Raw genomic sequence first — 20,445 nt, 5'->3', positions numbered from 1 at the left:
GAAGAAGCTGTACCAGGGCCAGCGCTGACCCCCCTGTCCGCACCCCCTACAGATCGCCTGAGCTCATGATCGAGATTCCGTCCGACCTCCACCGTGACCTGGTGCCCCTGGTCTTCCTCCTCGGCAAGTGGGAGGGCGCGGGCGTCGCGGACTTCCCCGGCGCCGAGAAGTGCAACTTCGGGCAGGAAGTCACCTTCTCGCACGACGGCCGCGACTTCCTCGAGTACACCTCGCACACCTGGGTGCTCGACAGCGAGGGCAAGATGGTCCGCCCGCTGGAGACCGAGAGCGGCTACTGGCGCATCGACGCCGACCGCAAGGTCGAGATCGTCATGACGCGCGACTCGGGCGTCGCCGAGGTCTGGTACGGCGAGCTGGCCGACAAGAAGCCGCAGATCGACCTGGCCACCGACGCCGTCGCCCGCACCGCGGCCTCCGGCCCCTACACCGGCGGCAAGCGCCTGTACGGCTACGTCAAGGGCGACCTGATGTGGGTCGGCGAGAAGGCCACCCCCGAGGTGCCGCTGCGCCCGTACATGTCCGCGCACCTGAAGAAGGTCGCCACGCAGCAGAGCCTGCAGGAGTGGGCCGAGAGCCTGCCCGAGGACCTGCCGGACGGCGTCTCCTTCTTCCGCGAGGACGGCACGCCCTACCAGCCGTAAATCACCACCCGAGCGCCCCGCGGGGGAAGTCCGGTCGAAATCCGGCGCTGACCCGCAACGGTAGGCGGAAGCGGCCCCCCGGGGCCCTCTCCGCGAGCCCGATCGCCCGCGGCGCGCTGCTCCCAGCACAACTCGCCGTGGACTGCGAGGGGACACCCCGGCGGAGCCCGCCGCGGGCCGCTCCTCGGTACGTACGGAAGCGGCCCGAGGCGAAGGCGTACTGCCCGTGGCGATCGATCCCCTGGCAATGGTCACGAGGACGCCGGGCCCGCCCGGCTCCGCCGCACCACCGCCCCGCAGGCTCCCCCTGCCCCCGCTCATGGCCGGGCTCCTCCTCGCCCTCCTGGCCTCGCTGCTGTGCTGTGTGGCCCTCGGCTCTGCCGGCGTCGGGTGGGGCGGGACGCTGCGCTACCTGTGGGCGGGGCTGACCGGCGGGGGCATCGCACCGGACGAGGTCTCCGCCTACACGATCGTGTGGGAGCTGCGCTTCCCGCGCGCCCTGCTGGCCGCCGTCGTCGGGGCGGGGCTGTCCGCCATCGGCGTGGGCGCCCAGGCCATGGTGCGCAACGCCCTCGCCGACCCCTTCACCCTCGGCATCTCCTCCGGCGCCGCCGTCGGCGCCAACGCGGTCCTGCTCTTCGGCGCCTTCGCCTCGCTGGGCGTGTGGGCGCTCTCCGGCGCCGCCTTCGTCTCCGCGCTCGCCGCCATGGCCCTGGTCTACGCGGCGGCACGCACCGCCCACGGGCTGACCCCGCTGCGCCTGGTGCTGACCGGCAGCGCCATGTACTACGGCTTCTCCGCCATCACCACGCTCATGGTCTTCAGCGCCGATAGGGGCGAGGCCGCCCGCTCGGCGATGATGTGGCTGCTCGGCAGCCTCGGCGGCGCCACCTGGTCGTCCCTGCCCATCGCCGCCGCCGTCGTCCTGGCCGGCATCGGCGCGCTGCTGTGGTCCGCGCGCAGCCTCAACGCCCTCGCCATGGGCGACGAGACCGCCGCCTCGCTCGGCGTGGACGCCGAGCGGCTGCGCCGGGTGCTGTTCGTCGTGACGGCCGCCGTCACCGGGGCCGTCGTCGCCGTCAGCGGGGCGATCGGCTTCGTGGGACTGATGGTCCCCCACATCACCCGCATGATCGTCGGCGCCGACCACCGCCGGGTGCTGGCCGTGGCCCCGCTGCTGGGCGCGGTGCTGCTGGTGTGGGTGGACGTCGTCTCCCGGCTGCTGCTCGCGCCGGTGGAGCTGCCGGTCGGCGTCATCACGGCGCTCATCGGCGTGCCGTGCTTCGTGCTGCTGATGCGGCGGCGCGGCTACACCTTCGGAGGTTCGTGATGCGCGTCGACATCGAGGGCCTTGCGGTCGACATCGCGGGCACGCGCCTCATCGAGGACATCGCGCTGCGGGCCGGCGCCGGGCAGTTCGTGGGCCTGGTCGGCCCCAACGGCAGCGGCAAGTCCACGCTGCTGCGCTGCGCCTACCGCGCGCTGCGGCCGGCCGCCGGGCGGGTGCTGCTGGACGGCGACGACCTGCACGCCCTGGGCGCCCGCGAGGGCGCCCGCAGGCTGGCGGCGCTGCCGCAGGAGTCGGCCAGTGAGTTCGACTTCACCGTCTTCGAGGTCGTGGCGATGGGCCGGCTGCCGCACCAGAGCGCCGCCGGGCGCGTCACGGCGGCCGACACCGAGGCGTGCACGAGCGCCCTGGCGCGGGTGGGGGCGGCCCACCTCGCCGGGCGGGGGTTTTTGACCCTGTCCGGCGGCGAGAAGCAGCGGGTGCTGATCGCCCGGGCGCTGGCGCAGCAGCCGAAGGTGCTGGTGCTGGACGAGCCGACGAACCACCTGGACATCGCCCAGCAGCTGGAGGTCCTCGCCCTGGTGCGCTCCTCCGGGCTGACGGTCCTGGCCGCGCTGCACGACCTCAACCTCGCCGCCACCCACTGCGACGTCCTGTACGTCATCGCGCGCGGCCGCATCGTCGCCAGTGGCCCGCCGCACTCCGTACTGACCGCCGAGCTGCTCGCCGAGGTCTTCGGCGTACGGGCGCACCGGGTGCCGCACCCGGCCTCCGGCGCCCCGCAACTGCTCTTCGACCGCCTCCGTTAAGGACCCCCATGCGTACCGCGCGTATCTCCCTCGCCCTGCTCGCCGCCGTCACCCTCACGAGCTGCGGCGCGAAGGTTTCGGATGCCTCCGGCGACAAACAGGACGGCAAGCAGAGCGGGGCGGCCTCGGGCCACTACCCGGTGACCATCGAGAACTGCGGCGTGAAGACGACGTACGACAAGGCGCCGCGGCGCGTGGTCACCAACGACGTCGGTATCACCGAGATCATGTTCGCGCTCGGCCTGGAGGACCACATGGCCGGCTATGTGGCCCCCCGCTACAAGACCGGCCGGGACGACAAGGGCGAGGCGCCCTGGAAGACCGGCTACGACAAGGTGAAGCGGCTGTCGGACAAGGAGATCAACAAGGAGCTGGTCCTGGACGCGAAGGCGGACCTCGTCTTCGCGGGCTGGAACTACGGCTTCGGCGAGGGCAACGCCTTCACGCCCGAGGCGCTGAAGAAGCTCGGCGTGGGCTCGTACGTCCTCACCGAGTCCTGCCACAACGGCGGCAGCGGGAAGTCCCGCGGGGTCATGCCGCCGCTGGAGGCCCTCTACACCGACCTGGAGACCCTGGGGAAGATCTTCGACGTCGAGGACCGGGCGAGCGCCCTCGTCGAGCGCTTCAAGAAGCGCGTCGCCGACGCCCAGGCCGGCGTCCCCAAGGACGGCAGGGCGCCCCGCGTCTTCCTCTACGACGACGGCCGGGACAAGCCCCTGACGGCGGGCGCCTTCGCCGGGCCGCACGACATCATCACCAAGGCCGGTGGCGACCACGTGATGAAGGACCTCAAGGACTCGTGGGTGACCGTCGGCTGGGAGACCGTCGTCGAGCGCGATCCCGAGGTCATCGTCATCAACAACTACGGGGACGTGAGCGCCGAGGAGAAGAAGAAGTTCCTCATGTCCTACCCGCCGCTCGCGGGCGTCTCCGCCATCAAGAACGACCGCGTCTTCGTCCTCGACTACGTCGACCTCGTCGAGAGCCCCCGCAACCCCGCGGCCGTCGCCGCCCTCGCCGACTACCTGAAGGGGGTCCGCAACCGCTGACGCTGCCTAGACTGGGAGCGTGGTGGACACCGACTGGCAGAGCGACCTCCGTAAACGCGGCTACCGGCTGACCCCGCAGCGCCAGCTCGTGCTGGAGGCGGTCGACCGCCTCGAGCACGCCACTCCGGACGACATCCTCACCGAGGTCCGCAAGACCGCGGGCGGGGTGAACATCTCGACGGTCTACCGGACGCTGGAGCTGCTGGAGGAGCTGGGCCTGGTCAGCCATGCCCACCTCGGGCACGGCGCGCCCACCTACCACCTCGCGGACCGGCACCACCACATACACCTGGTCTGCCGGGACTGCACCGGGGTCATCGAGGCAGATCTGTCGGTGGCCGCGGACTTCACCGCGAAGCTGCGCGAGGACTTCGGGTTCGAGACCGACATGAAGCACTTCGCGATCTTCGGCCGGTGCGCACAGTGCTCCTCGAAGGCTTCCTCGAACGCACCTGCCACGGCCCCTTAGGCTGGTCGCCATGGAGCGTCATTCGAGAAGCCCGCTGCTGTCGCTGCCCGGAGCCGTACCCGCCGAGGGCCCGGACGAAGGCGTCGCCGCGCACTACGGCGACCCCTTCCGCGAGCAGCGCGCGCTCGCCGACGGAACCGGTTTCGTGGACCTCTCGCACCGCGGGGTCGTCACCGTCACCGGCCCCGACCGGCTGAGCTGGCTGCACCTGCTGCTCACCCAGCACGTGAGCGACCTCCCGCCCGGCCGGGCCACCCAGGCGCTGATCCTCTCCCCGCACGGCCACATCGAGCACGCGCTGTACCTGGTCGACGACGGGGAGACGACGTGGGCGCACGTCGAGCCCGGCACCCAGGACGCGCTGATCGCGTACCTGGAGAGCATGAAGTTCTTCTACAAGGTCGAGGTCGCCGACCGCAGCGCGGACATCGCGGTCGTGCACCTGCCCGCCGGCTCGATCGCCGAGGTGCCCGAGGGCGTCACCGTGCGCGAGACGCCGCACGGGCGGGATGTGTTCCTGCCGCGCGAGCGGCTGGCGGACTTCGCGGCCGCGCACGGCCCGGCGGCGGGCGTCCTGGCCTACGAGGCCCTGCGCGTCGAGGGCCACCGGCCCCGGCTCGGCCTGGAGACCGACCACCGCACCATCCCCCACGAGCTGGGCCTGATCGGGGAGGCGGTGCACCTCCAGAAGGGCTGCTACCGCGGCCAGGAGACCGTCGCCCGCGTCCACAACCTGGGCAAGCCGCCGCGCCGCCTGGTCTTCCTGCACCTCGACGGCAGCGAGGTGAGCCTGCCGGGCCACGGCGCCGCCGTGCGGCTGGCCTCCGACGGCCCGGAGGGCCGTCAGCTGGGCTTCGTCACCACCTCGGCCCGCCACCACGAGCTGGGGCCGATCGCCCTCGCCCTGGTGAAGCGGAACGTGCCGGTGGACGCGCCGCTGCTGGTGGGGGAGGCCACGGCGGCCTCGCAGGAGACGGTCGTCGAGCCGTAGGCCCTCAGACCTCGAGCAACACCGTGAACGGGCCGTCGTTCGTGAGCGAGACCTTCATGTCCGCTCCGAAGCGGCCCGTCTCCACGTGCGCGCCCAGGGCGCGCAGCTGCGCGACGACCTCGTCGACGAGCGGCTCGGCCACGGGGCCCGGCGCGGCCGCGTTCCACGTCGGGCGGCGCCCCTTGCGGGCGTCACCGTAGAGAGTGAACTGGGAGATCACCAGCAGCGGTGCGCCCACGTCGCTGCAGGACTTCTCGTCCTGCAGCACCCGCAGGGACCACAGCTTGCGGGCCAGCTGCGCGCAGCGCTCCGGCGTGTCGTCATGTGTCACACCGACGAGCACGCACAGGCCCTCGCCGACGATCTCGCCCGTCACCCGGCCGTCCACGGCGACGCTCGCGCCGTTCACCCTCTGCACCACTGCACGCATACGGACCATGATGCCCTGCGGCCATAAGGGGCTGTTCGGGTGGAGAGACCCTGCGCCCGGGGCGCACCGAATGGCACGATGCGTGCAGGCGGTGCCTTATGCGGGCAAGGGGAACGTGATCCGGCCGCACACCGCCCGAGGGGACGGAACCGCATGACCACACCCACCGAGGATGGCCCCATGCTCACGGCGGCCGACCGCACGGCCACGGAGCTGAAGGACCTCAAGAAGTTGAAGGACCTCAAGGCAGTGGACAGCTTGCACGCCAGACCCCCGAGCCAGCGCTCCGGGCGGATGGCGGACGTCCCCGGGCGGCGGCTGAACGAGCTGCGCCTGGCGGAGCTGCGGGCGCTGCGCCGGGACGCCCAGCGGGACGAGGCCGACCTCAGCTATGTGCGGCGGCTGTTGCAGGGCCGCATCGACATCCTGCGGGCCGAGCTGGCGCGCCGGGCGGCCCCGGGGTCGCCGGTGGTGGAGCGGCTGCTGGTGGAGCGGCTGTCGGAGATCCTCGCGGACGGCCCCTCCGCGCACCGTTCGTCCGCCCGCCATGTGACGGTGGGGACGCCGCACAGCGAGGAGTACCGGCGGCTGGCGGAGGACATGCTCTCGGAGGTCGAGCTGTCGGATCTGGGTGCCCGCACGGACCGGGAGCTGCGCGAGGGCATGGGGCGCCTGGAGGCGTACGAGCGGCAGGTCTCCGTACGGCGTGCGGGGCTGCAGCACACGGCGGACGACTGCAGTGCGGAGATCGCCCGCAGGTACCGTGAAGGAGAAGCGCAAGTGGACGACCTCCTCTCGTGACCGCCGACGGGCGCCGGAGACAGCAATCCTTGTGACGTACCGCTGACGCCCGTAAGGAGCCGATAGCCCTCACAAATGGCATGCGTCCGGCCGGGCAGGGCCCCTAGCGTGCTCGTATGAGCCTCGAGGTGCGTACGATCGGCGACCCCGACCTGCCCGACTGGATCCGAGCCATGCACACCGGCTTCCTGCGGCCTCCCGCAGTGGCCAAGGAAGAGATAGAGACCCGCCGCGCGGGCATGGACCTCGAGCGCGTGCAGGGGGCCTTCGACGCCGGACAGTGCGTCGGAACGTTCCGCAGCTTCCCGCAGCGGATCACCGTGCCCGGCGGGGCGGCGGTCGCCGCGAGCGGCATCTCCAACGTCACCGTCTCGGCCACCCACCGCCGGCGCGGCCTGCTCAGCCGCATGATGGAGCGCGACCTGCGGGAAGCCCGCGACCGTGGCGAGGTGGCCGCCACGCTCCTGGCGTCCGAGTGGCTCATCTACGGCCGGTACGGGTTCGGGCCGGCCGCCTGGGTCTGCGAGTGGGAGGTGGAGGTGGCCCGCGCCGGGCTGGACAAGCGCTACGCGGGCCCGGCGGACGGCGGCCGTGTCGACTTCGTGGACGCCGAGACCGTGCGGCGGCTCGGGCCCCCGCTGCACGAGCGGCTGCGGGCCGTCCGCCACGGCGTCGTCGACCGCACCGAGCGCTGGTGGCGGCTGGCCACCGGCGACATCCCCCAGCCCGGCCTGCCCCCGTGGACAGAGCCCTACTACGCCCTCTACCGCTCCCCCGGCGGCAGCGTCGACGGGCTGCTGACGTACACCTCCGACGAGGTGTGGGACGGCAAGAGGCCGCAGAACACCGCCACGGTGCACGGTCTGATAGCGGTCTCTACGGAGGCCGAACGCGCCCTGTGGCACTTCCTGTTGTCCGTCGACTGGGTCACCAAGGTCGCCTCCGGCCGCCGCGCCCCCGACGACCTCCTGCCGATGCTGCTGCCCGACCCGCGCGCCGCCAAGCTCACCCTGCATTCCGACTACCTGTGGCTGCGCCCCCTCGACGTGCCGGCCTTGCTGGAGGCCCGTACGTACGCCTGCCCCGGCTCCCTCGTCCTGGACGTCACGGACCCGGCAGGCCACGCCGGCGGGCGCTTCCTGCTGGAGGTGGACCCGGGCGGTACGAGCTGTACGCCCTCGAAGCGGCCGGCCGAACTCTCCCTGAGCGTCGCCGAACTGGCCGCCCTCTACCTCGGGGACGAGTCGGCGGTGCGGCTCGCGACGCTGGGGTGGATCGACGAGGAGCGGGCCGGCGCCGCGCAGCGCGCGGAGCTCATGCTGCGCACGGCGCGCCGGCCATGGTGCCCGGACCACTTCTGAGGCCCGCCGGTACGGGCTCTCTCCGTGCTCGCCGGCCCGCCCTTGACCTCAAGTGCGGTTGAGGTAAGAGGGTTCTTCCCAACGGCCCCGCGGTCCACGGACCGGGGACGTCACGAACACCTCTTGCCATCCCTTGCCGAGGAGAGAGCTCCGTCATGTCCGAGTCCCCGTACCGCCTCGCCGTCGTCGTCGCCTCCACCCGTGAGGGCCGCTTCGGCCCCACTGTCGCCAAGTGGCTCGCCGAACAGACCGCTCAGCGCGACGACATCGACGTCGACGTCATCGACCTTGCCTACCACCCGCTGCCGGTCAACCTCAGCAGCGAGCCCGGCCCGCAGGAGACGGCCGCCCTCGCCACCGTGACCCCGCGACTGGCGGAGGCGGACGCCTTCATCATCATCACCCCCGAGTACAACCACAGTTACCCCGCGTCGGTGAAGAACCTCATCGACTGGCACTACACCCAGTGGCAGGCCAAGCCGGTGGCCTTCATCTCCTACGGCGGGCTCTCCGGCGGCCTGCGCGCGGTCGAGCACCTGCGCCCGGTCTTCGCCGAGCTGCACGCCGTCACCATTCGCGAGACCGTCAGCTTCCACAGCCCGTGGGGCAAGCTGGACGAGTCCGGCCGCCACCTGGACGAGGAGGCGGGCACCTCCGCCGCCGGCGCCGCGAAGGCGATGCTCGACCAGCTCGGCTGGTGGGCCCTGTCCCTGCGCGAGGCGCGCGCGGCCCGCCCGTACGGCAAGTAACCCGTTTACCGTGGGGACATGAACAAACAGCCGTCGTACGAATGTGGACTGGACGCCGCCGTCGATGTCATCGACGGCAAGTGGAAAGTGCTGATCCTGTGGGCACTGCACGAGCGTCCGCGCCGCTTCGGCGAGACGCGGCGGCTGCTGCCGGGCATCAGCGAGAAGGTGCTGGCCCAGCAGCTGCGGGAGCTGGAGGCCGACGGCATCGTGCACCGCGAGGTGTTCGACGTGGTGCCGCCCAAGGTGGAGTACTCCCTCACCGGGGACGGCCACGACCTGCACCGGGCCCTGGCCCCGCTGGGCGCCTGGGGCAGCCGCCGCCTCGCCCGGCTGCGGGCGGCGGCCGGCTCCGCCGCCTGACCTACTCCGGTACGGCCACGTGCTGCCCCAGGCCGCCGTCGACGGCCAGCTTGACCCCGGTGGTGAACGTGGCGTCGGCGGCCAGGAAGAGGGCCGCCCGCGCCACCTCGTCGCTGGTTCCGTGGCGCTTCATCGGGGTGGAGGCGTCGCCTACGGCCCGGAAGTGCGCCTGCTCCTCGGGCGTGAAGGAGACGACGCCCATCGTCGGGGTGTCGATGAAGCCGGGCGAGACCGCGTTGACGCGGATGCCCCGGCCCACCAACTCGGAGGCCAGCACCTGTGCGAACGACCACAGGGCCGCCTTCGAACCCGAGTAGACCGACATGCCCGGGTAACCCATCTCGTCCGCGACGGAGTTGGTGAAGACGATGGACCCGCCCTCGCGCAGCAGCGGGAGCATCCGCTGCACCGTGAAGAAGGCGCCCTTGGTGTTGACCGCGAACTGCCGGTCGTAGGACTCCTCGGTGACCTCCGCCACCGGACCCAGCTCCGAGATGCCGGCGTTGACGAAGAGATAGTCCACGTGCCCGAGCCGCTCCTGGACCGTGTCGCCCAGCGCGGCGATGTCCTCGAGGCTGGTGATGTCGGAGCGTACGGCGTGGGCGGCGGGGCCCAGTTCGTCGCGGGCGTCCCGCAGGTTCTTCTCGTTACGGCCCGTCAGCAGCACCTCGGCGCCGCCCTCGACGAGGCGCTTGGCGATGGCGAGGCCCATGCCGATGGTGCCGCCGATGACCACGGCCTTCTTGTTCGTGTATTTCGTCATGCCCCGCACTCTGCGAGGCGGCGCTGACGGTTCGCTGGGGGTGTGCTGACGGTTTGCCGTGGCCCTTCGCACCCCGGGGCCGGCGGCCGTTGTCAGTGGGCCGGGTTACCGTCTGGGCATGCGGTTCGGGATGCTCGGCCCACTGACGGTGTGGGACGAGGCGGGGGATCCGGTCAGGGTGCGCGAGACGAAGGTCCGGGCGCTGCTGGCCCTGCTTCTCGTGCACGAAGGCCGGCCGGTCTCCACCGCCCGGCTCGTCGACGACCTGTGGGGCGAGGCGCTGCCCGGCCGGCCCGCCAACGCCCTCCAGTCCAAGGTCTCCCAGCTGCGCCGCGCCCTCGGCCACGACCGCGTCCCGCACCAGCCGCCCGGCTACCGCCTGCGGCTGGCCGCCGGGGAGACCGACGCGGACCGCTTCCAGGCCCTGGTGACCCGGGCCCGCGCCACCGCGGACCCCCGCGAGCGGGCGGGGCTCCTCGCGGAGGCGCTCGGCCTGTGGCGCGGCCCGGCCTACGCCGACTTCACCGACTCCTCCGGTCCCTCCGGCCTCTCCGAGCCCGCCGGCGAGGAGACCGTCCGCGCGGCCGCGCTGCGCCTGGAAGAGCTGCGGCTGACCGCCCTGGAGGACCAGGCCGAGGCCCGGCTGGAGCTGGGCGAGCACGGCCGCCTGGCCGGTGAGCTCACCGCCCTCGTCGCCCGGCACCCGCTGCGCGAGCGGCTGCGCGCCGCCCAGTTGCGCGCCCTGTACCGGGCGGGCCGCCAGAGCGAGGCCCTGGCCTCGTACGCCGAGCTGCGCGAGCGGCTGGCGCGGGAGCTGGGCCTGGACCCGGGGCCGGAGCTGACCGCGCTCCACCAGGCGATCCTCACCCAGTCGCCCCAGCTGGCGGCCCGCCCCCGCCCCGCCGCCGGCCGCACGAACCTGCCCGCGCCGCTCACCGAGCTCATCGGCAGGCAGCGGGCGGCACAGGAGACGGCCGCGCTCCTGAGGGCGGGCCGGCTGGTGACGCTCACCGGCCCGGGCGGGGTCGGCAAGACGGTTCTGGCGGGCGAGGTCGCGGGCCGCTTCGCCCGCGAGTGCCCCGACGGGGTGTGGCTGGTGGAGCTGGCCGGCCGGCAGGGCGACGCCGATGCCCTGGCCGAGGTCGTCGCGCAAACGCTGGGGGTGCGCGACGACGGTGCGCCCGGGGCGCCGCTGACGGCCGCCGAGCGGCTGGCCGCGGCGCTGCGCGACCGCTCGGCCCTGCTCGTCCTCGACAACTGCGAGCACGTCGTCGAGGCCGTCGCCGAGCTCACCGGCCGGCTGCTGCGGGCCGCCCCCGGCCTGCGGGTGCTGGCGACGAGCCAGGAGCCGCTCGCGCTGGCCGCCGAGACGGTGCGGCCGGTCGACCCGCTGCCGCCGCAGGACGCGGTGCGGCTGTTCGCGGCGCGCGCGGCGGCCGCGGCGCCCGGCTTCGTCCTGGACGACGCCACCCAGGCGGCCGTAGAGGTCGTGTGCCGCAGGCTCGACGGACTGCCGCTCGCCCTCGAACTCGCCGCCACGCGCGTACGGGCCCTGGGCGTGCGCGCGCTCGCGGACCGGCTGGACGACCGCTTCCGCGTCCTGTCGGGCCCCCGCCGGGGCGCGCCGCGGCGCCAGCAGACGCTGCGGGCCGTCATCGACTGGAGCTGGGAGCTGCTCAGCGCTCCCGAGCGCATCGTGCTGCGCCGCCTCGCCACGCACACCGACGGCTGCACGCTGCGCGCGGCGGAGGCGGTGTGCGCGGGCGAGGGGGTGGCCGCGGAGGATGTGCCGGCCCTGCTGTCCCGCCTGGTCGACCGGTCCCTGGTCGTCATGGCCGACGGCCCCCGGGGCCCCCGCTACCGGCTGCTGGAATCGGTCGCCGCGTACGCGACCGAGCGCCTGCACGAGATGGAGGACGCCGCCCGCGTCCGGCAGCGGCACCTGCGGTACTACACCGCCCTCGCCGAAGCCTGCCGCCCGCTGCTGCACGGGCCCGGGCAGGGCGAGGCGCTGCGGCGGCTGGACGCGGAGAGCGGCAATCTGCGGGCCGCGCTGGACACGGCGGTGTGCGACGGCGCGGCCGGGGAGGCGCTGCGGCTGGTGGCCGCCCTGTCCTGGTACTGGCTGCTGCGCGGCCGGCTGGGCGAGGCCCGCCGCCGCGCCGAGGCCGCGCTGTCCCTTGGCGAGAGCGGCGAAGTGCGCGCCCTGTACGACGGTTTCGCCCTCCTGACGGGCCATCGGGCCAAGCCGGCGGCCGAGGAGAGGGCGGAGGCGGCCGATCCCGGCATACGGGCCAGGACGCGGTGGTTCCGGGCGTACGCGCTGTTCAACACCGGCGATGTGGCCGCGAGCGAGGAGCTCACCGGCCGTGCGCTGGCCGGCTTCCGGGAGCACGGCGACCGCTGGGGCGTCGCGGCGGCCCTCGCGCTGCGGGCGACGCACGCGCTGATCCGCGGCGACCTGGCCGCCCTCGAGCGCGACGGCGAGCGCGGCGTCGCCCTCTTCCGGGAACTGGACGACCGCTGGGGACAGTTGCAGGGCACATGGCCCCTGGCGGCGCTCGCCGAGATCAGGGGCGACTACGCCCGCGCCGAGCGGTTGCTGCGCGACGCCCTGGCGATCGCGGAGGAGCTGGACCTGGCCACCGAGGTCTCCGTCGTCCTCTCCCGGCTCGGCAGGCTCGCCCTGCTGACAGCACAGGGTGCCCGGGCCCGCGAGCTGCACGAGAAAGCCCGGCGCATCGCGGCCGAACAGGGCTTCAAGTTCGGGGAGATCCACGCGGAGCTGGGCCTGGCCCTGGCCGCCCGCCGGGAGGGCGACCTCTCCGGCGCCGAGGCCCTGCTGCTGCGCATACACGCCTGGTACGCCGAGGTCTCCTCCGAGTCCTGCAACTCCCTGGTCCTGGCCGAGCTGGGCTTCGTCGCGGAGCTGCGCGGCGAAGCCGGGGCCGCCCGCGCCCGGCACGAGCATGCCCTGGAGGTGGCCCGGCAGCTCGGCGACCCGCGGGCCGCGGCCCTGTCACTGGAAGGGCTCGCCGGCGCCGCGGCCCTGTCCGGCGACCCCGCGCGGGCCGCCCGCCTGCTCGGCGCCGCGGCCGCCGCCCGCGCCTCGGCGGGCGCGCCCCTGCCGCCGGCCGAGCGCGGTGACGTCGAGCGGATCGGCGCGGTGGCGCGGACGGCGCTGGGCGCGGCGGGGTTCGGGGCCGCGTTCGCGGAGGGCGAGGCGCTGGGGCTCGCGGCGGCGTAGCGTCCGGCCGCCCGTGGGCCGGTCGAAAATGCCTGGTCACTCCATATGCCCGGAACGTTAGACTGCTACGTCGTTGTAGGAGAAGCAGTCGAGTCGCCCTCGGGCGCGGGGAGAGCGGCACACCGTGTCCGAGAAAGACCGAAACGCAGGCGCGGGCGCGGGCCAGGGCGCGAACGCGAGCACCGGCGGCCGCCGCCACCTCGACCTGCTGGGCGACTGCGAGAACTGCTTCGGCCTCTGCTGCGTCGCACTGCCCTTCGCCGCGTCAGCGGACTTCGCGGCCGACAAGAACGCCGGCAAGCCCTGCGCCAATCTCCGGACCGACTTCCGCTGCGGCATCCACACCCGCCTGCGCAAGAGCGGCTTCCGGGGCTGCACCGTGTACGACTGCTTCGGGGCGGGACAGAAGGTCTCGCAGGTCACCTTCGGCGGCCGGGACTGGCGGCAGGCCCCGGAGACGGCACAGCTGATGTTCGACGTGTTCCCGGTCGTACGACAGCTGCACGAGCTGCTCTGGTACCTCAGCGAGGCCCTCACGCTGGCCCCGGCCCGCCCGGTCCACGCGGACCTGCGCCGCGCCCTCGACGAGACCGAGCGCCTGACCCTCCTCGACGCCGGGCAGCTCGCCGACGTGGACGTGGCGGCACACCGGCAGCAGGTCAACACCCTGCTGCTGCGCACGAGCGAACTCGTCCGGGCCAAGGCCGCGGCCGGCCGCAAGCAGAAGGACCGCCGGGGCGCCGACCTCATGGGGGCCCGCCTCAAGGGCGCGGACCTGCGCGGCGCCAATCTGCGCGGGGCCTATCTGATCGCCGCCGACCTCAGCCGCGCCGATCTGCGGGACGCCGACCTCATCGGCGCCGACTTCCGGGACGCCGACCTGAGCGGCGCGGACCTCACCGGGTCCCTCTTCCTCACCCAGCCCCAGCTCAACTCCGCCAAGGGCGACGCCGCCACCAAGCTGCCGCCCGCGCTCACCCGCCCCGCGCACTGGACGCGCGAGGGCGCCCCGGCGGCGTAGCAGCGCGCACGCCTTCAGGCGCTCGTACGCCCTCAGGTGTGTCCGTACGCCCTCAGGCGGGCTTGCGGGCCTCGATGAGGGTCCGGGACGAGTGGGCGACGAAGGGTCCCTCCCGCTCGATCCGCTCGTGCAGGTCGCGCAGCCGGTCGCGGTAGCGGTCCACGGTGAAGCCGGGCACGGTCCAGATCACCTTGCGCAGGAAGTAGACGACGGCGCCGATGTCGCGGAACTCCATCCGCAGCCGCTCCGAGCGGACGTCGGCGATCTCCAGGCCCGCCGCCCGGGCCTGCGCGCACTCGTCGTCCGGGTGGCGCTTGCGGCGCGCCTCGGGCTGCGGCCCGAGGAAGTACTCGACCAGCTCGAAGACGGTGGCGGGGCCGACGTGCTGGGCGAAGTAGGTGCCGCCGGGCCGCAGCACGCGGGCGATCTCCGGCCACCACACGGTCGCCGGGTGCCGGCTCGTCACGAGGTCGAAGGCCGCGTCGGCGAACGGCAGCGGCGGCTCGTCGGGGTCGGCGACGACCACCGCGCCCAGCGGGTGCAGCAGCCTGGTCGCCTTGGCCACGTTCGGCGGCCACGATTCGGTGGCGACCATCGTGGCGGGCAGCCGCGCCGCCCCGGCCAGCACCTCGCCGCCGCCGGTCTGGATGTCCAGCGCGGCCGACACGGTCGCCAGCCGCTCGCTCATCAGCCGCTGGTACCCCCACGACGGGCGCTCCTCGGTGGCCCGTCCCTCCAGCCAGGAGAAGTCCCACCCCTCCACGGACACCGCTTCGGCCTCGGCCACGAGCTCTTCGAAGGTGTGCGACATAACCGCATCATCACGGCAGATCGCGCGGATGGCCAGGCATTTTCCGCCGCCCGGGCGTTCTTGATCGTAATCTCCGTCGTCAGGAGCGTCCGTCAGCGCGGCGACGGACCAGAACGCGGGGATGTGACCGTGAGCGAAGAGGAAATGCTGGCACGGCGGTTCGAGGAGCACCGCCCCCATCTGCGGGCGGTGGCCTACCGGATGCTGGGGTCGCTCGGCGAGGCCGAGGACGCCGTGCAGGAAGCCTGGCTCAAGCTGAGCCGCGCCGACGCCGGCGCGGTGGAGAACCTGGGGGGCTGGCTGACCACGGTGGTCGGCCGGACCTGCCTGGACATGCTGCGCTCGCGCACCACGCGGCGCGAGGATCCGCTGCACGACCAGGACGGGCGGATCCGCCTCCCCGACCCGGTCGTCAGCGGCCCGGACGGCCTCGATCCCGAGCAGGAGATACTCCTGGCCGACGCGGTCGGCCTCGCCCTGCTCGTCGTCCTGGACACGCTCGCCCCGGCCGAACGGCTCGCCTTCGTCCTGCACGACATGTTCGCCGTGCCCTTCGACGAGATCGCCGCCGTCCTCGGCCGCACCCCCGCGGCCACCCGGCAGCTGGCCAGCCGCGCCCGCCGCCGCGTCCAGGGCGCGGCGCCCGCACCCGACTCCGACCCGGCCGCCCGGCGCTCGGTCGTCGACGCCTTCCTCGCCGCGGCCCGCGGCGGGGACTTCGACGCCCTCGTCGCCGTCCTCGACCCCGGAATCGTGGCCCGCTCCGACGGTGGCGTGCTGCGCCCCGGCCTGATCCGCCACGGCGCCGCCGCCGTCGCCGCCCAGGCGATCACCTTCGCCCGCTTCGCCGAAGCCGCGCTCCCGGCCCTGGTCAACGGCTCCCCCGGCGTGGTCGCGGTGGCGGAGGGCCGCGTGCTCTCGGTCATGGCGTTCACCATCCACAACGCCAGGGTCACGGCCCTGGACATCCTCACCGACCCCGAGCGCCTCGCCCGCATCGACCTGAGCGCTCTCCGGAGCTGACACCCGCCTGGCTCAAACTTTTGCAAGCACCTGCTTGCAAAAGTTAGCAGGATGGGGCAGCATCGCCCCCATGGCATCACTCAACGTCGGCAATCTCGGCGAGTACCTGCGTGAGCAGCGGCGCACCGCGCAGCTGACCCTGCGGCAGCTCGCGGATGCCGCCGGAGTGTCCAACCCGTACCTCAGCCAGATCGAGCGCGGCCTGCGCAAGCCGAGCGCCGAGATCCTGCAGCAGCTCGCCAAGGCGCTGCGGATCTCCGCCGAGACGCTGTACGTACAGGCCGGGATCCTCGACGAGCGGGACCGGGACGAGGCGGAGGTCCGCAGCGTGATCCTCGCCGATCCCTCGATCAACGAGCGGCAGAAGCAGGTGCTGCTCCAGATCTACGAGTCCTTCCGCAAGGAGAACGCGCTCGCGACGGACGTACCGGACGACCACGGCAAATCTTCGAGCAGCACACCTTCGAGCTGATCCGGGAGACCCATCGACATGGCCATCACCCAAGACATCCGTAAGACCGCCACCGACACCGCCTACGCCGCCGCGGGCGCCGCGGACCTGGCGGCCGAGAAGATCGGGCAGTTCGTCACCGAGGCCCCCGAGCGCCTCGAGCAGCTGCGCAACACCGACCCCAAGGTCCTGGGCGAGCGGGTGAGCAGGCAGGCCAAGCAGGTCCAGACGCAGGTCACCGCCAAGTTCACCGAGATCGTCGGAACGATCGACACCGACGCCAAGAAGCTGGGCCAGACCGCTCAGGACCTGGCGGGCCAGGGCGTCGGGCAGGTCCTGACCGTCGCGGCGCAGGCCGGCGAGAAGTTCGAGGAGCTGGTCGAGCGCGGCCGTACGGCCGTGAAGACCTGGCGCGGCGAGGCCGCCGAGGAGATCTCCGAGATCGCCGTCGCCGTCGAGCCGGACCCGGAGCCGGAGAAGACCGCGGCCAAGGACGAGCCGAAGGCCAAGGAGGAGGACCGGCCGGCCGACGCCGGCACCTCCGACGCGGACGCCGACGGCAAGCCCGCCGCCGCCCGCAAGCCGGCCGCCCGCAAGCCCGCGGCGGCGAAGAAGGCGGACGCCAAGACCGGCGACCAGTAGCAAGGGGCCGGACCCGGCGGATGCCGGGCCGGCGACCACGGGCGATCCGGGCACGCCTCGCGTGCCCGGATCGTTCTCCCGGTACGGTGGTCAGCAGACGCACTGACAAGAGGTGGACGGCATGCTGGTTGAAGGTTTCGGCGAAGTCCTGTCCTGGGTCTCGATCGGCCTGCTCGTCTTCTCGGCGGTCGCGCTGGTCGACGCCGCCGTCCGGCGCGAGGACGCCTACCGGGCGGCCGACAAGCAGAGCAAGGGCTTCTGGCTGATCATCCTGGCCATCGCGGTCGCCGTGAACCTCTTCTTCGGCATCCTGGCCTTCCTGCCGGTCCTCGGCCTGATCGCCACGATCGTCTACATGGTCGACGTCCGCCCCGCCCTGCGGCAGGTCACCGGTCGCGGCGGCCCCCGCCGGCGCGGCGGCTCCAGCTCGGACGGCCCCTACGGTCCGTACAACGGCGGCCGGTAGCGCGACCGGCCGGCCGTCGGACGCCCCGGCGCCTAGCCGCGGTCCAGCAGCATCACGGCCAAGTCGTCCGTGAGCTCCCCGCCGTTGAGCGCCCGCACCTCCGTGACGGCCGCGTCCAGCAGGTCCTCGCCGCCCAGACCCTCCTTCACCTGACGGGCAATCAGCTCGATCATGCCCTCCTGGCCCAGCCGCCGCGTCCCCGCCCCGATCCGGCCCTCTATCAGGCCGTCCGTATACATCAGCAGGCTCCAGGCGTCGCCGAGTTCGACCTCGCGGTGCGGCCAGCGGGCGTGCGACAGCAGGCCCAGCGCCGGTCCCCCGTCGCCCTGGGGCAGCAGCGCGGGCGGCCGGCCGGGACTCACGAGCAGCGGCGCCGGGTGCCCGGCCAGGCACAGGGCCGCGGTGCGGCCGTCCGGGGCGATGTCGACCGTGCACAGCGTCGCGAAGATCTCCTCGTCCGCCCGCTCGTGCTCCAGCACCTGCTGCAACGTGGCCAGCAGCTCGTCGCCGCACAGCCCGGCCAGCGTCAAGGCCCGCCACGCGATGCGCAGTTCGACGCCCAGGGCCGCCTCGTCCGGGCCGTGACCGCACACGTCGCCGATCATCGCGTGCACCGTGCCGTCCTCGGTGCGGACCGTGTCGTAGAAGTCCCCGCCCAGCAGGGCGCGGCTGCGCCCGGGGCGGTAACGGGCGGCGAACCGCAGCTCCGAGCCGGCCAGCAGGGGGTGCGGCAGCAGGCCGCGCTCCAGGCGGGCGTTCTCCTGGGTGAGCAGCCGCGTCTCGGTGAGCTGCCGCTGCGCGAAGTCCGCGCGCTTGCGCTCGACGGCGTAACGGATGGCCCGGCTCAGGACCCGTCCGTCGAGTTCGTCGCGGGAGAGGTAGTCCTGCGCCCCGACGCGCACCGCCTCCGCGGCCCGCTCGGCGTCCGCCCGGGCCGTCAGGGCGAGGACGGCGTGGTGCGGGGCGAGCCGCAGCACCTGGCGCAGCGTGTCCATCTCATCCGGCCCGTCCATCTCGTCCGGCCCGCCTGTACCGCCCGGCCCGTCCGCGCCGCGCGGCGGCTTCCCGGGCGGGCCGTCCATGGGCGGCAGGGCGAGGTCGAGGAGGATGCACTGCACGTCGTCGGTGAGCAACCGTTCCGCCTCGGTGAGGTTGCGGGCGGTACGGATGCGTACGGGCCGGCCGGCCGCTCCGGTCATCTCCGCCATGTCCGGGCCGGACAGCGAGCCGCCGGGGTCGTTCTCGATCACCAGCAGCGTCAGCCCGCCGTCGGGCAGCGCGGCGGGCGGCTCCGCCTGCCTCGGCGCGGGTACGGGCATCACGTCGGCTTCCTTCCTCCCCCAGCTACCGCTGGGCGGTGCCCCCACCCCCCGAGGGGCACGGCACCTCGCCGAGGGGCGGGCACCGAGGGTGACCCTAGCGCCAGAGCCCGGCCCAACGGAATGGTACGGAGCCACCCGCCTCTGTCATATGCCCTAGCCACAAAGGGAATTGGCGGCGGAATACCCCCGGACGGGGGACCGCGCGATGACGAGCGTCACATCGTACAAGCGTATGAATAAACGCGCTGTAGCCGATCAGTGGCCGACCGGTTCCCGGGCCGCCGCCCCGGATGCCCGGCGCGGCGGTCCGCGCGCCGGCCGGCCCCTACCCCGGCCGTACGACCCCGAGGATCGGCATCGAACCGGCGCCCGCGAGCGTGACCTGGCGGCCCGGCCGGGGCGCGTGCACGATCCTTCCGTCGCCCACGTACATGCCCACGTGGCTGGCGTCGGAGAAGTAGATCACCAGGTCCCCGGCGCGCATGTCCTTGACGTCGACCTTCGCCAGCTGCCGCCACTGCTCCTGCGAGGTACGCGGTATCGCGCGGCCGGCGGCCGCCCACGCCTTGAGCGTCAGGCCGGAGCAGTCGAAGGACTGCGGGCCCTCGGCGCCCCAGACGTAGTCCTTGCCGATCTGGGCGGTCGCGAAGTCGACCGCGCGCTTGCCCTCGCCCGTGGCGGCCGAGCCCTGCCCGGCCAGGCCCTTGCCGGCGTCGGAGGCCAGCCAGGCCGTCTGCGCCCGGCGGGCCCGCTCCTCCTCCAGCTGCCGCAGCCGCTCCCGCTCCTTCTCCTCCAGGCGGGACTCGAGCTTCTTCGCGGCCTCCAGCCTGGCCTCGATCTCCTTCTTCGCGGCCTCCTTCTTCCCGCGCTCCGCGTCCAGCGCCTTCCGGCGCTCGTCCGCGGCCTTGGCATGCCCCTGCAGCTCCCCGCGCAGCGCCTCGACCTGGGCCAGCACGCCGCGCGTGGCCTGCTCGCCCTTGCGGGCCAGGGCGACACCGTTGAGGAAGGTGTCGGGCGAGGCGCTGAAGAAGAGCTGGGTCTGCGGGGTCAGCCCGCCGCTGCGGTACTGGGCGCGGGCCAGGGCCCCGGCCTGGTTGCGGAGCCGGTCCATGCGCTCCTGCGCGGCGGCCATCTGCCGGGTGATCTCCGCGACCGACTTCTCCTGCAGGCGCAGCTGCTCACCGGCCGCGTTGTACGCGTCCGTGGCGGCCTCCGCCTTGCGGTAGAGGCTCTCCACCTCCCTGTGCACGTCCTCCAGGCTCCGCGAGGCGCTCTGCGAGGGGCCGGGCGAGGGGGGTCCGGGGTCCGCGTACGCGACGCCCGGGGCGCCCAGGACACCGATGACCGCGCTCGCGAGCGCGGTCGCGGCGGCCAGCCGCCACCGTCTGCCCACCATCGCTCCGCCGACGCCGCCGGTCCGCCTCTCAGGACACCCCACAGGACACCTCCACCACTCCGCCCCCGCGCCTGACGCGCCGTCACGCAAGGATCGGATGCTGTCATGTCCGCTCGCAAATCGACAGAGAGCTGCGTCACACTTCGGTCGGAACCGGCCCCTCCAGGGGCCACCACCCTGACGGCCGAGGTTCACCCTCCGTTCACTCTGACCCATCGACCGCTTCATCTCATCTGCCTAATTTCGGCCGTAGAGGGTGCGGGCCACGCCGTCCGAACGGTCCCCGCCCGCATGCAGCGGAACAGCCTCATCCCACCTCTCGCACGCCGCC

General features: G+C 73.4%; 21 protein-coding genes and 1 riboswitch. Of the genes, 16 read left to right on the top strand and 5 right to left on the bottom strand.

Translation table 11 applies throughout. From position 1 onward, the window contains the following. The first annotated feature begins 65 nt into the window (after positions 1–65). From ABZ956_RS18180 to ABZ956_RS18155, 6 genes are all read left to right on the top strand, one after another. Entirely contained in the window at positions 66–662 is a 597-nt protein-coding gene (locus ABZ956_RS18180; RefSeq protein ID WP_361894068.1) for an FABP family protein, read from the top strand. A 22-nt stretch (positions 663–684) separates the two neighbouring features. Further along, positions 685–770: riboswitch (cobalamin riboswitch) on the top strand. Between the two features lie 139 nt (positions 771–909). Beyond that, on the top strand, positions 910–1,992 hold the full coding sequence (locus ABZ956_RS18175; protein WP_361894655.1) for an iron ABC transporter permease: 1,083 nt from the start codon (positions 910–912) through the stop codon (positions 1,990–1,992). Then, the gene (locus ABZ956_RS18170) at positions 1,992–2,759 is read left to right on the top strand and encodes an ABC transporter ATP-binding protein (RefSeq protein WP_361894065.1); all 768 of its coding nucleotides are present in this window, start codon (positions 1,992–1,994) and stop codon (positions 2,757–2,759) included. The genes ABZ956_RS18175 and ABZ956_RS18170 overlap by 1 nt, the downstream gene beginning before the upstream one ends. A gap of 8 nt (positions 2,760–2,767) precedes the next feature. Further along, complete coding sequence (locus ABZ956_RS18165; protein ID WP_361894062.1) at positions 2,768–3,808, top strand: ABC transporter substrate-binding protein; 1,041 nt, start codon at positions 2,768–2,770, stop codon at positions 3,806–3,808. Between the two features lie 19 nt (positions 3,809–3,827). After that, entirely contained in the window at positions 3,828–4,277 is a 450-nt protein-coding gene (locus tag ABZ956_RS18160; RefSeq protein ID WP_361894060.1) for a transcriptional repressor, read from the top strand. Between the two features lie 10 nt (positions 4,278–4,287). After that, on the top strand, positions 4,288–5,268 hold the full coding sequence (locus ABZ956_RS18155) for a folate-binding protein (protein ID WP_361894058.1): 981 nt from the start codon (positions 4,288–4,290) through the stop codon (positions 5,266–5,268). A 4-nt stretch (positions 5,269–5,272) separates the two neighbouring features. Here ABZ956_RS18155 and dtd read toward each other — a convergent pair whose 3' ends face one another. Then, positions 5,273–5,698: a D-aminoacyl-tRNA deacylase gene (dtd, locus tag ABZ956_RS18150; protein ID WP_361894055.1), complete on the bottom strand. Its 426-nt coding sequence runs from the start codon at positions 5,696–5,698 to the stop codon at positions 5,273–5,275. Positions 5,699–5,992: 294 nt separating this feature from the next. Here dtd and ABZ956_RS18145 point away from each other — a divergent pair, with 294 nt between their 5' ends. From ABZ956_RS18145 to ABZ956_RS18130, 4 genes are all read left to right on the top strand, one after another. After that, complete coding sequence (locus tag ABZ956_RS18145; protein WP_361894652.1) at positions 5,993–6,499, top strand: aerial mycelium formation protein; 507 nt, start codon at positions 5,993–5,995, stop codon at positions 6,497–6,499. Between the two features lie 116 nt (positions 6,500–6,615). Continuing rightward, positions 6,616–7,860 carry a GNAT family N-acetyltransferase gene (locus ABZ956_RS18140; RefSeq protein WP_361894052.1) on the top strand — a complete coding sequence of 415 codons (1,245 nt, stop codon included), beginning with the start codon at positions 6,616–6,618 and terminating at the stop codon, positions 7,858–7,860. Positions 7,861–8,015: 155 nt separating this feature from the next. Next, positions 8,016–8,609, top strand: a complete 594-nt coding sequence (locus ABZ956_RS18135; protein ID WP_361894049.1) for an NAD(P)H-dependent oxidoreductase — start codon at positions 8,016–8,018, stop codon at positions 8,607–8,609. Positions 8,610–8,627: 18 nt separating this feature from the next. Further along, the gene (locus ABZ956_RS18130) at positions 8,628–8,972 is read left to right on the top strand and encodes a helix-turn-helix domain-containing protein (RefSeq protein WP_361894046.1); all 345 of its coding nucleotides are present in this window, start codon (positions 8,628–8,630) and stop codon (positions 8,970–8,972) included. A gap of 1 nt (position 8,973) precedes the next feature. Here ABZ956_RS18130 and ABZ956_RS18125 read toward each other — a convergent pair whose 3' ends face one another. Further along, positions 8,974–9,735 carry an SDR family oxidoreductase gene (locus tag ABZ956_RS18125; RefSeq protein ID WP_361894043.1) on the bottom strand — a complete coding sequence of 254 codons (762 nt, stop codon included), beginning with the start codon at positions 9,733–9,735 and terminating at the stop codon, positions 8,974–8,976. Positions 9,736–9,853: 118 nt separating this feature from the next. Here ABZ956_RS18125 and ABZ956_RS18120 point away from each other — a divergent pair, with 118 nt between their 5' ends. Further along, complete coding sequence (locus ABZ956_RS18120) at positions 9,854–12,982, top strand: BTAD domain-containing putative transcriptional regulator (RefSeq protein ID WP_361894040.1); 3,129 nt, start codon at positions 9,854–9,856, stop codon at positions 12,980–12,982. A gap of 205 nt (positions 12,983–13,187) precedes the next feature. Beyond that, the gene (locus tag ABZ956_RS18115; protein WP_361894649.1) at positions 13,188–14,003 is read left to right on the top strand and encodes a pentapeptide repeat-containing protein; all 816 of its coding nucleotides are present in this window, start codon (positions 13,188–13,190) and stop codon (positions 14,001–14,003) included. Positions 14,004–14,055: 52 nt separating this feature from the next. On the opposite strand, the gene ABZ956_RS18110 is transcribed toward ABZ956_RS18115, so the two are convergent. Further along, the gene (locus ABZ956_RS18110; RefSeq protein WP_361894037.1) at positions 14,056–14,814 is read right to left on the bottom strand and encodes a methyltransferase domain-containing protein; all 759 of its coding nucleotides are present in this window, start codon (positions 14,812–14,814) and stop codon (positions 14,056–14,058) included. A gap of 129 nt (positions 14,815–14,943) precedes the next feature. On the opposite strand from ABZ956_RS18110, the gene ABZ956_RS18105 reads away from it, so the two are divergent. The 4 genes from ABZ956_RS18105 to ABZ956_RS18090 all read left to right on the top strand — a co-directional run bounded on the left by ABZ956_RS18105 (position 14,944) and on the right by ABZ956_RS18090 (position 17,396). Beyond that, positions 14,944–15,837, top strand: coding sequence for a sigma-70 family RNA polymerase sigma factor (locus ABZ956_RS18105; RefSeq protein ID WP_361894034.1), 894 nt, complete (start codon positions 14,944–14,946; stop codon positions 15,835–15,837). A 70-nt stretch (positions 15,838–15,907) separates the two neighbouring features. Continuing rightward, positions 15,908–16,309 carry a helix-turn-helix transcriptional regulator gene (locus tag ABZ956_RS18100; protein ID WP_361894032.1) on the top strand — a complete coding sequence of 134 codons (402 nt, stop codon included), beginning with the start codon at positions 15,908–15,910 and terminating at the stop codon, positions 16,307–16,309. Between the two features lie 18 nt (positions 16,310–16,327). Next, positions 16,328–16,930, top strand: a complete 603-nt coding sequence (locus ABZ956_RS18095; RefSeq protein ID WP_361894029.1) for a hypothetical protein — start codon at positions 16,328–16,330, stop codon at positions 16,928–16,930. A gap of 121 nt (positions 16,931–17,051) precedes the next feature. Further along, positions 17,052–17,396, top strand: a complete 345-nt coding sequence (locus tag ABZ956_RS18090; protein WP_361894026.1) for a DUF2516 family protein — start codon at positions 17,052–17,054, stop codon at positions 17,394–17,396. 32 nt (positions 17,397–17,428) lie between these two features. On the opposite strand, the gene ABZ956_RS18085 is transcribed toward ABZ956_RS18090, so the two are convergent. Continuing rightward, entirely contained in the window at positions 17,429–18,715 is a 1,287-nt protein-coding gene (locus ABZ956_RS18085) for a fused response regulator/phosphatase (protein WP_361894024.1), read from the bottom strand. Positions 18,716–19,043: 328 nt separating this feature from the next. Beyond that, positions 19,044–20,114 carry an NlpC/P60 family protein gene (locus ABZ956_RS18080; protein ID WP_361894021.1) on the bottom strand — a complete coding sequence of 357 codons (1,071 nt, stop codon included), beginning with the start codon at positions 20,112–20,114 and terminating at the stop codon, positions 19,044–19,046. Positions 20,115–20,445: the final 331 nt, after the last annotated feature.

The sequence above is a fragment of the Streptomyces sp. NPDC046261 genome (assembly GCF_040646235.1).
GTDB lineage: Bacteria > Actinomycetota > Actinomycetes > Streptomycetales > Streptomycetaceae > Streptomyces.
The sequence above is the reverse complement of the archived record's forward strand: the minus strand, read 5'-3'. Positions and strand labels throughout refer to the sequence as shown.

Excerpts from the sequence above, each read along its gene's own strand:
- ABZ956_RS18180 (WP_361894068.1), top strand. The coding sequence starts at position 66 with ATGATCGAGATTCCGTCCGACCTCCACCGTGACCTGGTGCCCCTGGTC.
- ABZ956_RS18175 (WP_361894655.1), top strand. The coding sequence starts at position 910 with ATGGTCACGAGGACGCCGGGCCCGCCCGGCTCCGCCGCACCACCGCCC.
- ABZ956_RS18170 (WP_361894065.1), top strand. The coding sequence starts at position 1,992 with ATGCGCGTCGACATCGAGGGCCTTGCGGTCGACATCGCGGGCACGCGC.
- ABZ956_RS18165 (WP_361894062.1), top strand. The coding sequence starts at position 2,768 with ATGCGTACCGCGCGTATCTCCCTCGCCCTGCTCGCCGCCGTCACCCTC.
- ABZ956_RS18155 (WP_361894058.1), top strand. The coding sequence starts at position 4,288 with ATGGAGCGTCATTCGAGAAGCCCGCTGCTGTCGCTGCCCGGAGCCGTA.
- dtd (WP_361894055.1), bottom strand. The coding sequence starts at position 5,698 with ATGCGTGCAGTGGTGCAGAGGGTGAACGGCGCGAGCGTCGCCGTGGAC.
- ABZ956_RS18145 (WP_361894652.1), top strand. The coding sequence starts at position 5,993 with ATGGCGGACGTCCCCGGGCGGCGGCTGAACGAGCTGCGCCTGGCGGAG.
- ABZ956_RS18140 (WP_361894052.1), top strand. The coding sequence starts at position 6,616 with ATGAGCCTCGAGGTGCGTACGATCGGCGACCCCGACCTGCCCGACTGG.
- ABZ956_RS18135 (WP_361894049.1), top strand. The coding sequence starts at position 8,016 with ATGTCCGAGTCCCCGTACCGCCTCGCCGTCGTCGTCGCCTCCACCCGT.
- ABZ956_RS18130 (WP_361894046.1), top strand. The coding sequence starts at position 8,628 with ATGAACAAACAGCCGTCGTACGAATGTGGACTGGACGCCGCCGTCGAT.
- ABZ956_RS18125 (WP_361894043.1), bottom strand. The coding sequence starts at position 9,735 with ATGACGAAATACACGAACAAGAAGGCCGTGGTCATCGGCGGCACCATC.
- ABZ956_RS18120 (WP_361894040.1), top strand. The coding sequence starts at position 9,854 with ATGCGGTTCGGGATGCTCGGCCCACTGACGGTGTGGGACGAGGCGGGG.
- ABZ956_RS18110 (WP_361894037.1), bottom strand. The coding sequence starts at position 14,814 with ATGTCGCACACCTTCGAAGAGCTCGTGGCCGAGGCCGAAGCGGTGTCC.
- ABZ956_RS18100 (WP_361894032.1), top strand. The coding sequence starts at position 15,908 with ATGGCATCACTCAACGTCGGCAATCTCGGCGAGTACCTGCGTGAGCAG.
- ABZ956_RS18095 (WP_361894029.1), top strand. The coding sequence starts at position 16,328 with ATGGCCATCACCCAAGACATCCGTAAGACCGCCACCGACACCGCCTAC.
- ABZ956_RS18090 (WP_361894026.1), top strand. The coding sequence starts at position 17,052 with ATGCTGGTTGAAGGTTTCGGCGAAGTCCTGTCCTGGGTCTCGATCGGC.
- ABZ956_RS18085 (WP_361894024.1), bottom strand. The coding sequence starts at position 18,715 with ATGCCCGTACCCGCGCCGAGGCAGGCGGAGCCGCCCGCCGCGCTGCCC.
- ABZ956_RS18080 (WP_361894021.1), bottom strand. The coding sequence starts at position 20,114 with ATGGTGGGCAGACGGTGGCGGCTGGCCGCCGCGACCGCGCTCGCGAGC.